Genomic DNA, 14,937 nt, shown 5'->3' on the forward strand with positions numbered 1-14,937 from the left:
ACCTAAAGTCCAACAGTATGAATAAGTTTATTAAGAAGGTCCTGGCCTTCTCATTGGTCCATAAATACTTTATATTTTTTGCAGCAGGTGTTTTAGCAGTTGCGGGTTATATCAGCTTTAAACAAATTGGCGTAGATGCGTTTCCGGATGTAACGAATACATCGGTCACAATTATCACGCAATGGCCTGGCCGAAGCGCAGAAGAAGTAGAGAAATTTGTGACGCGCCCTATTGAGATTGCCATGAACAGGGCCCAGAAAAAGACACATATCCGTTCTTCTTCACTTTTCGGTTTGTCTGTAGTAAAAGTAATATTTGATGATGATGTGGATGATACTTTTGCCAGGCAGCAGATCAACAACAATATTGCGTCGGCCTCCCTGCCAGATGGGATAGATCCCGAAATTGAGCCTCCTTATGGCCCAACCGGTGAGATTTACCGGTATACCCTCCAGAGTAATAAAATGTCTGTACAGGAGTTAAAAACCCTGCAGGACTGGGTGATTGAACGCAATTTACTGGCGGTGCCCGGAGTAGCCGATATCGTTAGTTTTGGTGGAGAGGTTAAAATATTTCAGGTAACAATCAATCCCGATAAGGCTGTTCAATATGATATTACCGCTCAGGAAATGTTTCAGGCTCTCTCCAAGAGCAATATAAATGTTGGGGGAGATGTTATTGTAAAGAATGAACAGGCATATGTAGTTAGAGGTATCGGAATTCTTAATAATGTTGATGAAATTAAGAATATTATTGTCGACCATATCAACGGAACCCCAATCCTGGTTAAGGACGTAGCTGAAGTAACCATTTCTTCGCTGCCACGTTTAGGCCAGGTTGGCAGAGATGCCGATTACGATGTAGTGGAAGGTATTGTGGTGATGCGAAAGGGAGAAAATCCAGCTGTTGTAATTGATGCACTCAAGGGGAAAATTGCAGAATTAAACGGTCGTATCCTGCCGGAGGATGTAAAAATCAAGCCTTTCTATAACCGGGAAGACCTGATCGATTATAGTACACGTACTGTATTGCATAATATGATCGAAGGGATCATTTTTGTAACAGTAATTGTGTTTCTCTTCATGGCCGATTGGCGCACTACCATCATTGTATCCATTGTTATCCCGCTTGCACTGTTATTTGCATTTATCTGTCTTAAGCTCAAAGGAATGAGTGCCAACCTGCTTTCAATGGGCGCTATCGATTTTGGGATCATTATAGATGGAGCCGTTGTGATGATGGAAGGGATTTTCGTGATGCTCGACCGAAAGGCCCACCAGGTAGGGATGGAGCGATTCAATAAGCTGAGTAAGCTGGGAATGATCCGTAAGGCCTGCATGGAAAATGGTAAAGGTATTTTCTTTGCAAAGCTGATAATTATTACGGGGCTGTTGCCAATATTTACCTTCGAGAAGGTGGAAGGAAAAATGTTCTCACCTTTGGCCTGGACATTAGGATTTGCGCTCCTGGGTGCATTGATTTTTACCTTCACTTTAGTACCGGCATTAGCCAGTGTAATGCTCAGGAAAAATGTACGGGAAAAACACAATGTGTTCCTGGAGTTCATACACCGGAATACTATACGCATCTTTAATTATTGCTTTAGGCACAGGAGGCTGGTATTCACATCGGCCATGATAGTGCTGGCATTTGGCTTGTATTGCTTTAAATTTCTGGGAACAGAGTTTTTGCCACAACTGAATGAAGGTGCCATTTATATAAGAGCAACCGGTCCTTTAAGTACTTCCCTGGAAGAATCGGTAAAAATTGCCAACGATATCCGTAAGAAGTTACTGACTTTCCCTGAAGTAAAGCAAGTGCTCTCTCAAACCGGAAGGCCAAATGATGGTACGGATGCAACAGGGTTCTATAACATGGAGTTCCATGTTGATATTTATCCGGAGAAAGAGTGGAAGAGTAAATTGTCTAAACCCCAACTGGTAGAGGCAATGGATAAGAAGCTGGAAGGTATACCTGGTATTACACTGAATTTCTCCCAGCCTATTATGGATAATGTGGAAGAAGCAGTTTCGGGAGTTAAGGGGTCTATTGTTGTGAAATTGTTTGGGGATGATTTTAAATATATAGAAGATAAGGAAGAGCAGATAGAAAAGATCCTGAAAACAGTTCGTGGAATTGAGGATCTTGGTATTCTGAGAAACCTTGGGCAGCCGGAGTTAAGGATTAATCTGGATCAGCAGAAGATGGCCTTATACGGTGTTACCACAGAAGATGCCAACTCGGTAATTGAAATGGCGATTGGAGGAAAGGCTGCTACCAAAATTTATGAAGGAGAGAAGAGCTTCGACCTGAGAATCAGATATCCGGAGAACTTCCGCGAAAATGAAAATGCCATTGGCAATCTTACCATCCCAACCTTAAGAGGTACCAAGATCCCGCTGAAGGAAATAGCAGATATCCAGTATATCGTTGGGCCTAGCATGATTTATCGTGATAAGCATATGAGGTATGGAGCTATCAAGTTCTCTGTAAGAGGCAGAGACTTGGGTAGTACCATTGCAGAAGCGCAGAAGAAGGTGAATAAAGCGATAGAATTACCTAAGGGCTATAATCTTGAGTGGGCTGGTGATTTTGAGAACCAGGAGCGTGCAACCAAACGACTTACACAGGTTGTACCTATTAGTTTGCTCCTGATATTTTTAATTCTGTTTATACTGTTTGGTAAGGTAAAGGATGCATTACTGGTTCTTGGAAATGTACCTTTTGCTATCATTGGAGGAATTTTCTCCCTTTGGTTTACAGATACCAACTTCAGTATTTCTGCCGGTATTGGATTTATTGCATTGTTTGGGATTTGTGTGCAAAATGGGGTGATCTTGCTATCGAAGTTTAAAACGAATATGCGGAGTATGACCCATAATTCCAGTTTTAGCCTGGCACATTCGATATTGGATGGAGTGGGAGCCAGGATACGACCGGTAATAATGACGGCAATGATGGCGGCAATAGGGCTTTTGCCTGCGGCCACCAGTACCGGAATTGGATCAGAAACGGCAAGACCATTGGCCAGAGTTGTGATCGGTGGTTTGATTACCGATACTTTTTTCAACCTGTTTATTTTCCCAATAATATTCTATTGGGCTTACCATAGTGTAATGAGAAAAGACAGCGGAGACCCTGCTAAAGCAAAAGCATAGGAAAAAGTGAGATTGAGATAAATCGAGGCTGAATCAAAAGTAAAAGCCCCCAAAAGCATCTAGCTTTTGGGGGCTTTTTTATTGTTAAAAGAATAAGGTTCAGATTTGTTTTAACTGGTTGTTTGAAGAAGGAATTATTGTTTACAGCTTTCTTACCAACTCTTATTATTCCAGGTTTTATAAGAGAGGTATGTAGTTCTATAAACCTGCTATCTTATTCTTTAGGATCTATATTGTCGATGTTTTCTTCTGCTGTTTTCTCTTTTTGTTCTTTCACTTGTTTAATCCGTTTGGAAGGAGAGGTTTCATCGCCCAGGAGTAGTACCCAGGGGGTAACTTCAGGGATATTTTCACAGATTATTTTAATAATGGCAATAATTGGGATGGCCAGAAACATACCAGGAATTCCCCACAGCATATTGCCGAGAACTACGCCAATAATTGTAACGAGGGCATTAATCCTTACTTTGGAACCTACGATGCTTGGGAATAGTACATTACTATCGAGCAGGTGAACAAGGAACAAAACGATGCCAGCTTGCAAAGCCTGAACCGGAGTGCCGGTAGCCAGGGTAACAAGGATGGTAAGAACAGCGGCTGTCAGAATCCCCACGTAAGGGATAATATTGAAGATTGCTGCCATTACGCCCAGGAGAATTGCATATTTGATACCCAGAATTAGAAACACAGTAGTGTTGAGTACAGCTACGATTACCATTTCAATGACCAGTCCGCCTAAGTAGCTTTTAATGACGCTACGGGTACTTGCAATTACTTTTAAGAGTTTATCCCGATGCTCTTCAGTGAAGAGGCCTATCAGGAAGGCGATAAGCAGGCGTCTGTAATACAGGATAAAAAAGGCATAGAGGAACATGAAAACAATAAATACCAGGAGGGAAGAAACCGACAGGAAAGTCTGGCTAATGAAACTGGTAGCGGTTCCGATTGTTCCGGCCATGGCTTTCTCTATATATGATAGCTGGGTACCGGAATCGACATGAAATTGATGATTGATCCAATCCTGCGTATTGGCGATCAGCTGAAATAGTTTTTGTTCCAGGGTTGGAAAGTCGGAAATGAAGGAGGCCATTTGAGTGCCCAACAACATGGTCACTAAACCTATCATGATAATAAACAGCAGTACCGCTAAAAAGGCTGCCAGGCCTCTTGGGAATCGCCATTTTTCCAATTGATGTACGACGGGTAATAAACCTATGGCTATCAATGTTGCAAAGGTCAGTGGTATGATAATATTACTCCCGGTATGGGCAATATAAATAACCAGAATAATCGAAAATAGGGTAAAGGTGAGTCTTGCATTAAAGGGGAGTTTGAACTCATTCATAGCGATTTGCACTTTTGCCAAAGATATTAAATCCTTTTTTGCAGGCATCAAAAGTATCGTGATTTGAAAAAAACTGCTTGAATTATGAGGGTTTAAAGAATTGAAATCCAGAAGTTAATATGAAAGAAATATAACGTTAATCTAATTGTTTATAAGTAAATTCATTTATTAGTTTATTTTTACATTTTAAAAATGTGATTGGAGATTGGTGACGGTTGGAAAAAATGGTTGCCTGTTACCAAATAAAAAATGTAATGTACCGTTTAATGAATACACGATTCAGGACTAACCTCTTAAAATTAACTACATTGAAACTCGTAAAATCAACCGGAATCCTATTCCTTTTGATGGCAGTGCCTATTTTAACTTTTGCGCAGGACTGGCATATAGGGGCATTTTTAGGTATTTCCAATTACAGTGGGGATCTGACAGAAAAAAGGGTTGACTTTAGATATACCCGCCCGGCACTTGGAGTATTGGTACGTCGTGATATTAATCGTTACTTAACCGTAAGAGGAGGTTTTACCTGGGGTATTGTAGCAGGGGCCGACAGTACAAATACCTCCAAAGATATGATAGCAAGGAATCTCAGTTTCAGATCCAATGTATTTGAAGGTAGTTTAATTGGTGAATTCAATTTTCTGGATATAGAGGAAAAAGGATTTACACCTTATGTTTTTGTGGGAGTAGCAGGCTTTGGTTTTGAACCGATGGCTAAAGATAAGTCGGGCAACTGGGTTAGTTTAAGGCCATTGGGAACAGAAGGACAGGGGCTGCCTCAATATCCTAATCGTTTACCGTATGATTTGTTTTCGTTTTCTTTTCCGTTTGGAGCAGGGGTGAAAGCTATATTAAGCGATACCTGGACGCTGGGAGTGGAATTAGGATTCAGACCAACAACAACCGACTATCTGGATGATGTAAGCACAAGCTATGTAGATCAGAATACTTTACTCTTATACAGAGGCCAGCGTTCTGTAGATATGGCTTTCAGAGGAGGGGAGGTTAATAACAAGCAAGTACCTCCGGGTACTTATCCGGCTGATGGTACGAAGCGCGGATCTGCGAAATATAATGATTGGTATGTTTTCTCTGGCATTACTTTAACTTATCGTTTAGGTGGAGGTAGTGGATGGGGAAATCAGAAAGCCTTGCGTTGTCCGGTATTACGGCCATAATTGATTTACTTTTAACAGATTCTTATACTCGAGATCCCGGTTCAAAAACCGGGATTTTTTTATTGGCATAGTTGTTGAATTTACAAGGCCAAACAGGTAATAGAATCGCCACCAACTTAGGCGGATAGGAGTTATCACAAATCGCGGAGAGAGTATGAAACAAGAGCCGCATTATTAAGTTGGTGAGCAGTGCCTGTGGATTTTTGAACTTTAAATTTTATGCCATGAAAGCGTTATTATTGGCGTCCGTTTTTTTGATCGCAGGAAGTTTAAGTGTCTCAGCAGCACAAGTTAGACCACCAGCTCCACCGCCGCCGCCGGTACCTGGGCAATCACATATGAGACCACCGCATCATTCGCATCGTATGGTCTATAAAAAAAGACATCATCGTCATCATTATAAACATCATTATCATCATCGCAGATATTCAGTTGTAACCTATCCCGGAGCTGCGAACGTTTGATCTTGATTTATAATTACAGATAGTATACACCACAACTTTTATTTGCCAACCAATCTTGAATTTAAAACCAAACAACATGAAAAGAGGGTTCCTAATGATGCTGCTTATCGGCGGCGTTGCACTCACTGCCTCAGCGCAAAGAGGACACGGATATGGACATGATCGCGGCCGTGGCCATGGTTACGACAGATGTGACGACAGAGGTAGAAGAGTCGTTTACTACGAAAGAGGGTATAACGACTGCCGTCGCCCAGCCAGGGTGTATTATCCACGCCCTGTTGCATATTACCCTGCACCTCCGGTAGTGGCAGTTCCCGTTCCGGTTCCACCACCTCCTCCGGTACGTTATTATCCGGCTCGTCCAAGGGTCGTATTTAACGCAGGTGTTACTATCGCCAACTAACATCCACGAAACTTTATTTCTTGAAGCGGGTATCTTAAAAAGACACCCGCTTTTTTATTTCATAAATCCCTGAAAAAATTTTACAGTTTCCCGGGCTGTCTTAAACTTGAGACAGCCCTTTCTTATTTGTGCCGGAAAATCAATTTAAAGACCTTCATTTCAGTTGTAAAACACCTTATTTTCCCTATTATCAGACTTCAATTAATTGCAATAACCGGATATCCTTTCACCTCTCTGTAATTTCCATTACTTTTGTTCCCTGGTAATAAGATTCAAACATGGCATATAAAAATCTAAGGCATTTTATTGAAACGCTGGAACAGGCAGGAGAGTTGGTTCGTATTAAAACGTACGTGGACCCGAAACTGGAAATTGCTGAAATCACCGACAGGGTAAGTAAATCGCCCGAAGGCGGAAAAGCATTGTTATTTGAAAATACAGGTACCGATTTTCCTGTATTGATTAATGCTATGGGAAGCTATCGCAGAATGTGCCTGGCCCTGGGCGTTCAGGAACTGGATGATATTGCCGGAGAAATAGAAAATCTCTTTAAAATGCTTTCAAAACCTAAAGAAAGCATTCTGGATAAATTGTCGTTATTGCCAAAACTGGGTCAATTTGCCAGTTGGATGCCTAAAGTTGTCGGAGGTAAAGGTAGCTGCCAGGAAGTAGTTATGACAAACCCCGATCTGAATAAACTACCTGTATTAACCTGCTGGCCTAAAGATGGCGGACCTTTTATTACTCTACCGGTAATTCATACCAAGGACCCAATTTCCGGCACAAGAAACGTAGGTATGTATCGTATGCAGGTATTTGAAAAAGATATGACTGGAATGCACTGGCATAAACATAAAGTATCTGCCAAACATTTCTCAGAATATAAGAAACTGAATAAGAGAATGCCCGTAGCAGTAGTACTCGGAGGTGATCCGGTATATACTTATTCTGCTACCGCACCTTTGCCGGAAAACGTTGACGAATATATGTTAGCTGGTTTCCTTAGAAAAAAGAAGGTGGAATTGGTAAAATGTATCACTCAGCCTGAAATTGAAGTACCGGCAGATGCAGATTTCGTAATTGAAGGATACGTAGATCCGGCTGAAGAACTGATCTGGGAAGGTCCGTTTGGCGACCATACCGGCTATTATTCACTGGCCGACTGGTATCCTAAATTCCATGTAACAGCCATAACTCATCGTAAGGATGCAGTGTATCCTTCTACTATCGTAGGTATTCCGCCGCAGGAAGATGCCTGGATTGGAAAAGCAACTGAACGAATTTTTCTGGCTCCGATTAAAATGACCCTGGTACCTGAAATTGTAGATATGGAAATGCCTGTAGAAGGAGTTTTCCATAATCTGGTGATCGCTCAGATCAAAAAAGACTATGCTGGTCAGGCTCAGAAAGTCATGAATGCAATGTGGGGGGCCGGACAAATGATGTTCAACAAAATTCTGGTAGTTGCCGACGATGGTGTTAAAATCAATAATTATCTGCAACTGGCCCAATATGTATTCCATAATCTGAACCCGGCTACTGATATATACCTGAGTCAGGGTCCTATGGATGTTCTGGACCATTCCTGCTCTAAAATGGGTTTTGGCGGTAAAATGTGTATCGATGGTACCCGTAAGTATGAGGAAGAAACAGATACTACCTATTTGCAGGTAACAGCTCCTAAATCCCTGGATACTGCCGCTATTATGCAACAATTCCCGGAAATTAAAGGAATCAACAGCCAGCTGTTGCAGCAGGATATATCCTGTATTTTAGTAGCTGTAGAAAAGAACAGACCGTTTCATGTCAGGGAATTAAACGAACAGCTATATACTCTACCAGCCTTAGCAGGCATCAAAATGGTGCTGTATGTAGAACATACAGTTGATGTATCTGACCTGGCATCAGCATTATGGCGTTTCTGTAATAACCTCGACCCTAAACGCGATAGCTTTATTATACGCCAACCTGCCAGCGGTGGAAAATACATTGGTGGTATAGGCATGGATGGCACTTTAAAGAATAAAACGCTCGATAATTTTGAAAGAGACTGGCCAAATATCATTGTAGCAAGCGACGATACAATCAACCAGGTAGATGCTAAATGGTCATCCCTTGGCCTGGGCGACTTTTTACCATCTCCATCTCTGAAATATAAACATCAGATTTATGGAGAAGAAGCTGTTGTTCAACAATAGAACCGGTTTAATACTATTACTGCTGTTGTTAGGTAACTGCCTGACAACAGCAGCACAGGTGCGCCTGGAAGATGCAGCTTTCCTGAATAAGTTAAATGGAACCTGGAGAATGTCGACCCGCCGCAGTGTTATCATTGAAACCTGGCAACAGAAAGATGATTCTACCTGGTTGGGGCAAACCTGGAGAGTGGTAAAAGAAAAGGACAGTACCCTGCAGCAATCTATAATCCTGGCCCGCAGAGGCAATGCCATCTACTTTATGCCAACATATGAAGGACGGGTAGGCAACCCAATTCAGTTAACCCTCCGGGTTTTGAAGCCAGTTGGCTTTGTAGCGGAAGACCTGAACAATGATTTTCCCAAGAAAGTCATTTACCGGTTTAAAGATGCCAGACATCTGGATGCCAGGGTTGAAGGTGCACAACAAGGAACGATCCAGGAGTATATCTTCAATTTTGAAAAACAATAAAAGTTTATCAATCTATCTACCCTTAAAATTCCTGTTTTATTACTCGCTTCGCAATGATTTTACCGGATTACTTGTAGCTGCCCTGATCGATTGATAACTTACTGTAATCAATGCAATTCCAATTGTTACAGATGCAGCCAATACAAATACCCACCAGTTCATTTCTGTCTGGAATGCAAAATTCTGCAACCATTTATTCATAATCCAATAACCGGTTGGTAAAGCAATACAGGTTGCAATGATAACAGGTTTTAATAAGTCTTTCGACAATAAAACAATAATACTCTTTACAGAAGAACCCAATACCTTGCGTACAGCTATCTCTTTAAAACGCTTTGCGGTGGTAAATGATGCTAATCCAAATAAACCAAGACAGGCCACAAAGATGGCCAGGCCTGCAAATACAGATAAAATCTTTTGTTGATAAATATCTTTCTTATATAAATCATCAAACTGCTGATCTAAAAATTTATATTCAAACGGATAGGCAGGAGCTGCCGTGGCGTATGCCTCTTTTACGATATCAATACCTGTCTGTATACTTCCTGGGTTTAGTCTAACTAATATCTGTCTCCTATCCATAGTTGGCGAAATAACTAATCCGTCTACTCCCTGTTTTAATGATTTAAAATTGAAATCAGCCACTACACCAACTATCCGCCGTTTATTATTGTCGTGCACTGTGTTGGATATCCATTTTCCAATTGCCTGTTGAGGTGTCCATCCCAACTTAGTTGCCGCTGTTTTATTTATCAGCACTGCATCCGTGGTATCAGTTGGAAACTGCGAAGAAAAATCTCTTCCTGCAATAATTGTTAGCCCCAAAGTTTTTACAAATTCAAAATCTGCAAATTCTGTGTTGGCATTCCATTTTTCGGCATGATCTTCCACATCAAACAACTGAAAGTCGAAATACCCACCAGGCTCTCCACTCATTGCTGAAACAGATTGTACGGCAGATTGACTTTGCAATTGTCGTTTGAAAGAATTTAAATTATTGTAAATATCACCGTTATCAATTGGAATAATAATCGTTTGCTCTTTATTGTAACCAAGCTGCTTATTTTTTACGTAGCTCATTTGTTTGGTAATAATAATTACACCAACGATGAGGAATACAGAAATGGAAAATTGTACAACTACCAGAATTTGTCTGAATGTTGTTCCTCCTTTGCCCATCTTTAGTTTCCCTTTTATTGCCTGTATTGGTGAGAAGGCAGATAGGATAAATGCAGGATAGCTACCAGCTAAGAATCCAACGATAATAACAATGGCAATCAGAAATAAATAGATAGGGTATTCTTTCCAGGAAACATTTAACGAATAACCTAACACCTGGTTAAACCATGGAATGAGCAGCAATAATAATGCAACTGCCAGTATGCAGGAGATAGCAGTAAGCAATACCGACTCGCCAATGAACTGCCATACCAGGTTGTTGCGTAATGCACCTAAAACCTTGCGTAGGCCCACTTCTTTAGAACGTTCTGCAGCCCTGATAGTAGAGAGGTTCATGAAGTTGATACAAGCTATGAGTAATATTAAGATTGCAATAGAAAGAAAGATATATACAATGGTTTGGTCGCCATGTTTTACATTATCAAACGCTGAACTATCTAAATAGACATCTTTTAAAGGAGTTAAGGCCAGTGTCCATTTAAAGCCATATTTGCTCAGTTCTCCGTCCATATATTTCGCAACATATGACGGTAATTGTTTTTCGATCTGTGCCGGTGTTACGTTTGGGGCCAGTTGAATATAAGTATATACTCCATTGTTTACCCAGTTAGTCATCCAACCAGCATCTTTATATCGTTGGAGAGAAGTAACAAGGTCGAAATACAGATGGGAATTAGCAGGAACGTCTTTCGCAATACCACTTACTTTTAATGGAGTTTCCTTATTGAGCATCACCACTTTTCCAATAGCATTGTCAATGCTGCCAAAGTATTTTCTGGCAGTTGATTCAGTTAGCACCACGCTATTTACATCGTTTAATACGGTTGAAGGATTCCCAATTAATAATGGAAAGGAGAAGAGATTAAAGAAGCCTGAATCTACATCCAGTTCTTTCTTTTCGTGGAAGGATTTGGAACCGACAGTAAAAAGGTTATCGTTTTGGGAAACGCGAACACAACTTGTGATCTGTCCTTTAAAATCATTCATTAGGGCTTCTGCATGCTTTCCGGATAAGAATGCAACCTGCCTGGATTTACCTTCTATAGTTACCCCACGCATAACACGGTAAATGTGGGCTTTATTTTTATGAAACTGGTCGACGCTATATTCGTTCATGATGAACAGATAAATCATCATGCAAACAGCAATGCCTATGGTTAAACCAAGAATATTGATAAAAGAAAAAACTTTATTCTTTATCAAATTTCGCCATGCGGTTTTAAAATAGCTCTGGAGCATTTTTTTTGTTTATATAAGGTCAGCAAAAACAACCCCATAAAATTAAAAGGCTGAGCATTAACAAGTTGTTACCCGGAAGCTGGATAATTATGTACGCTTTTAGTACATAATTGTCCGCTTCTGAACGGGTAATAGCTTCTTTTATTTTAGCTAACATTGGTAGCAGTGGCATCCTGCATGAGAATAAAGATAGGTGTATTCAACAGAAGTCAGAAGATCAATGACAGGTTGTTATTTGAAATTCCGGAAGAATCGGAGAGGGCATAAAAAAAGAGATCGCAAACAGTATTACGATCTCTTTAAATATATTGAATAAGTGTTATTTATGAATTTCTGATGTGAAATTGAACAGTATATCCGGGTTGTTGGTACGTTCGGTATTCAGGTACCATTCCGACTGGGCCAGATAAACGATATGACCGTCTTTATCTTCCACAATGTTGGAGGATTTGAAACGGATAAAATCTTCGATTTTATCTTTAGGACCGGTGAGCCAGCAGGCTTTGTAGAACGGGAGGGTATTAAACTGGCAGGCAGCCCCATATTCCTGTAATAATCTGTATTGAATTACTTCAAATTGCAGGTCTCCAACGCAACCGATAATTTTTCTGTTACCGCCATGTTGAGTAAATAACTGCGCCACACCTTCATCTGTTAACTGGCGAATACCTTTTTCCAGCTGCTTGGTTTTAAGCGGGTCTTTATTTATTAGCTCTTTAAACAGTTCAGGCGAGAAGCTAGGAATACCAGTGAAGTAGAAGTTTTCGCCTTCGGTAAGGGTATCGCCGATTTTAAAGTTACCGGTATCAAATAACCCGACAACATCACCAGGATAGGCGTCGTCGACCACGTTTTTCTCGCGGGCGAGGAAGCTGTAGGGGTTACTGAAGCGCACGTCTTTATCGAGGCGTACGTGGTGATAGAATTTATTACGCTCGAATTTCCCGGAGCATACGCGCAGGAAGGCGATACGATCGCGGTGGCGGGGATCCAGGTTGGCGTGGATTTTAAAGATAAATCCACTGAATTTATCTTCCTGTACATCTATTTCCCGGGAAGAGGACTCTCTGTTTCTGGGGTTTGGTGCAATTTCAACGAAAGTATCCAGCAGGTCTTTTACGCCGAAATTGTTAACAGCGCTACCAAAGAAAACAGGGGCCAGTTTACCTTGCAGGTATTCTTCTGTATTAAAGGTATCATAAACGCCTTCAATCAGTTCTACATCTCCACGCAGTTGGGCTGCATCCTTTTCATTGAAGTTTTCGTCGATATAGCTGCTGCTCAGATCCTCCAGCGGCACTACATCTTCGTCGGTAGCTTTTCTATTAGGCTGAAATGCTACCAGGCTTTTATCATAAAGGTTATAAACGCCTTTAAAGTCGCTACCCATGTTAATAGGCCAGCTAAGGGGGCGTACCCGGATATTTAATTTTTCTTCCAGTTCATCCAGCAGGTCGAATGGGTATTTACCATCGCGGTCCATTTTATTGACGAAGATGATAACCGGGGTATCTCGCATCCGGCATACTTCCATGAGTCTTTCTGTTTGCTCTTCCACCCCTTTAACGCAGTCGATTACCAGCACAACGCTGTCTACTGCGGTGAGTGTGCGGTAGGTATCTTCCGCAAAGTCTTTGTGGCCGGGAGTATCGAGGAGGTTTACCAGGATATCGCGGTATTCGAAGGTCATCACGGAAGTGGCTACAGAGATACCTCTTTGCCTTTCAATTTCCATGAAATCGGAAGTGGTGTGCTTCTTGATCTTATTGGATTTTACCGCGCCGGCAGTCTGAATAGCACCCCCGAAGAGAAGGAATTTCTCTGTAAGGGTGGTTTTACCCGCATCCGGGTGGGCAATAATGGCAAAGGATTTTCTTTTGGTGATTTCGTTAGCGTACTTCATAAAATGTCCGAAAAATGGCTGCAAAGGTAACTAAATTTTTTGTCCGGCTTAATTTAGTGTTTATTGGTGTTGTGAATGTGCATAAATCTGTTAAATTTGGTATATGATAGCAACTCTTAAGATATTATGGAACAGCTTTAAAATGGCCATGCAGGAGCTTAGAGTGAATAAGCTGCGCACATTTCTATCATTGTTTGGCATCACAATCGGTATTTTCTGTATCATAGGAGTATTAACCCTTACCCGTAGTCTTGAATATAATATTAGAAAAGACCTGGCCGATCTGGGAGATGATGTGATTTATGTGCAGAAATGGCCATGGGGCGGAGGAGGAGAGTATCCATGGTGGAAATATATGAACCGCCCGGTACCTAAGTTTAATGAACTCAAAATAATTCAGGAAAAGGTACATAGCGCCAGCTATGCATCGTTCGACTTTGAATCAGGCAATAAGCGGGTAGAATATGGCAATGATTATATGGATGGTGTGAATATGATGGCCGTAACGCATGACTTTAACCAGATTCAAACATTACAAATCCTTGATGGTCGCTATTTTGCGGCAAGTGAAAGTAATACTGGCACCAATGTGGCTATTTTGGGATTTTCGTTATGGGATGGACTTTTTTCCAATCCTGAAGCCGCACTGGGTAAGACTGTGAAAATTGCAGGCCGGAATGTGAAGGTAATAGGAGTATTAAAGAAGAAGGGAGAAAGCATGATAGGAGGGATTGGATATGATAATGCAATTATTCTTCCTTTTAAATTTGGCCGCACAATAGTAGATGAGCGGCATGGAGATCCGTACATCCTGGTAAAAGCCAGACCTTCGGCGTCGATGGAGCAGCTCAAAGATGAGCTTCGTTCTGTAATGAGAGCGCAGCACAGGTTGAAGCCTATTGAGGAAGATGATTTTGCCTTAAATGAGATTAGTACTGCCAATGATAGTCTGAATGCCATGTTTATGAACATCAATATAACAGGAGGGCTGATAGCAGTATTTTCCTTGTTGGTTGGGGCATTTGGGATAGCAAATATTATGTTTGTGACTGTGAAGGAGCGCACAAATATAATAGGCTTAAAAATGGCTATAGGTGCTAAGAGAAAGGTTATATTGATGGAATTCCTGCTCGAATCGGTTTTCCTGTCCTTATTTGGAGGGATAATCGGGTTGATGTTGGTGTATATGCTCACCTTATTGATCAGTAGTTCAGGTGTCTTTGAAATGATTCTTACTCTCAGAACTATAGTAGAAGGACTTTCGGTTTCCGTGGGAGTAGGTATGCTGGCTGGTTTTATACCTGCTTATTCGGCCAGTAAGTTAGATCCGGTAGTGGCTATAAGAAGTAATTAATAACTGTTCATAAATAAGACCAGAGAAGGGATTAGACGGGATTTTCC

9 protein-coding genes are annotated in these 14,937 nt (G+C 41.2%); 6 read left to right on the forward strand and 3 right to left on the reverse strand.

Annotation, left to right across the window (positions count from 1 at the left end):
• Nucleotides 1-17: 17 nt before the first annotated feature.
• Nucleotides 18-3,158: an efflux RND transporter permease subunit gene (locus DVR12_RS03495; RefSeq protein ID WP_116974056.1), complete on the forward strand. Its 3,141-nt coding sequence runs from the start codon at nt 18-20 to the stop codon at nt 3,156-3,158.
• 214 nt (nt 3,159-3,372) lie between these two features.
• On the opposite strand, the gene DVR12_RS03500 is transcribed toward DVR12_RS03495, so the two are convergent.
• Entirely contained in the window at nt 3,373-4,503 is a 1,131-nt protein-coding gene (locus DVR12_RS03500; RefSeq protein WP_158563189.1) for an AI-2E family transporter, read from the reverse strand.
• A gap of 308 nt (nt 4,504-4,811) precedes the next feature.
• On the opposite strand from DVR12_RS03500, the gene porG reads away from it, so the two are divergent.
• The 4 genes from porG to DVR12_RS03520 all read left to right on the forward strand — a co-directional run bounded on the left by porG (nt 4,812) and on the right by DVR12_RS03520 (nt 9,215).
• A complete protein-coding gene (gene porG / locus DVR12_RS03505) occupies nt 4,812-5,681 on the forward strand; it encodes a type IX secretion system protein PorG (protein ID WP_158563190.1) in 870 nt (289 codons plus the stop codon).
• A gap of 540 nt (nt 5,682-6,221) precedes the next feature.
• On the forward strand, nt 6,222-6,548 hold the full coding sequence (locus tag DVR12_RS03510; protein ID WP_116974059.1) for a hypothetical protein: 327 nt from the start codon (nt 6,222-6,224) through the stop codon (nt 6,546-6,548).
• Between the two features lie 278 nt (nt 6,549-6,826).
• Nucleotides 6,827-8,746 carry a menaquinone biosynthesis decarboxylase gene (locus DVR12_RS03515; RefSeq protein WP_116974060.1) on the forward strand — a complete coding sequence of 640 codons (1,920 nt, stop codon included), beginning with the start codon at nt 6,827-6,829 and terminating at the stop codon, nt 8,744-8,746.
• On the forward strand, nt 8,718-9,215 hold the full coding sequence (locus tag DVR12_RS03520; protein ID WP_116974061.1) for a hypothetical protein: 498 nt from the start codon (nt 8,718-8,720) through the stop codon (nt 9,213-9,215). The genes DVR12_RS03515 and DVR12_RS03520 overlap by 29 nt, the downstream gene beginning before the upstream one ends.
• A gap of 39 nt (nt 9,216-9,254) precedes the next feature.
• Here DVR12_RS03520 and DVR12_RS03525 read toward each other — a convergent pair whose 3' ends face one another.
• Together DVR12_RS03525 and DVR12_RS03530 are read right to left on the reverse strand one after the other, a co-directional pair.
• The gene (locus DVR12_RS03525; protein WP_116974062.1) at nt 9,255-11,633 is read right to left on the reverse strand and encodes an ABC transporter permease; all 2,379 of its coding nucleotides are present in this window, start codon (nt 11,631-11,633) and stop codon (nt 9,255-9,257) included.
• A gap of 319 nt (nt 11,634-11,952) precedes the next feature.
• On the reverse strand, nt 11,953-13,536 hold the full coding sequence (locus tag DVR12_RS03530) for a peptide chain release factor 3 (RefSeq protein WP_116974063.1): 1,584 nt from the start codon (nt 13,534-13,536) through the stop codon (nt 11,953-11,955).
• A gap of 103 nt (nt 13,537-13,639) precedes the next feature.
• On the opposite strand from DVR12_RS03530, the gene DVR12_RS03535 reads away from it, so the two are divergent.
• Entirely contained in the window at nt 13,640-14,890 is a 1,251-nt protein-coding gene (locus tag DVR12_RS03535) for an ABC transporter permease (protein WP_233522119.1), read from the forward strand.
• The last annotated feature ends 47 nt before the right edge of the window (nt 14,891-14,937 follow it).

Source organism: Chitinophaga silvatica (genome assembly GCF_003419895.1).
GTDB lineage: Bacteria > Bacteroidota > Bacteroidia > Chitinophagales > Chitinophagaceae > Chitinophaga > Chitinophaga silvatica.

What these genes read in the sequence shown, in the direction of transcription:
- DVR12_RS03535 (WP_233522119.1), top strand. Translation starts at nt 13,640, where the DNA reads ATGATAGCAACTCTTAAGATATTATGGAACAGCTTTAAAATGGCCATG.
- DVR12_RS03500 (WP_158563189.1), bottom strand. Translation starts at nt 4,503, where the DNA reads ATGAATGAGTTCAAACTCCCCTTTAATGCAAGACTCACCTTTACCCTA.
- DVR12_RS03510 (WP_116974059.1), top strand. Translation starts at nt 6,222, where the DNA reads ATGAAAAGAGGGTTCCTAATGATGCTGCTTATCGGCGGCGTTGCACTC.
- DVR12_RS03530 (WP_116974063.1), bottom strand. Translation starts at nt 13,536, where the DNA reads ATGAAGTACGCTAACGAAATCACCAAAAGAAAATCCTTTGCCATTATT.
- DVR12_RS03520 (WP_116974061.1), top strand. Translation starts at nt 8,718, where the DNA reads ATGGAGAAGAAGCTGTTGTTCAACAATAGAACCGGTTTAATACTATTA.
- DVR12_RS03525 (WP_116974062.1), bottom strand. Translation starts at nt 11,633, where the DNA reads ATGCTCCAGAGCTATTTTAAAACCGCATGGCGAAATTTGATAAAGAAT.
- DVR12_RS03495 (WP_116974056.1), top strand. Translation starts at nt 18, where the DNA reads ATGAATAAGTTTATTAAGAAGGTCCTGGCCTTCTCATTGGTCCATAAA.
- DVR12_RS03515 (WP_116974060.1), top strand. Translation starts at nt 6,827, where the DNA reads ATGGCATATAAAAATCTAAGGCATTTTATTGAAACGCTGGAACAGGCA.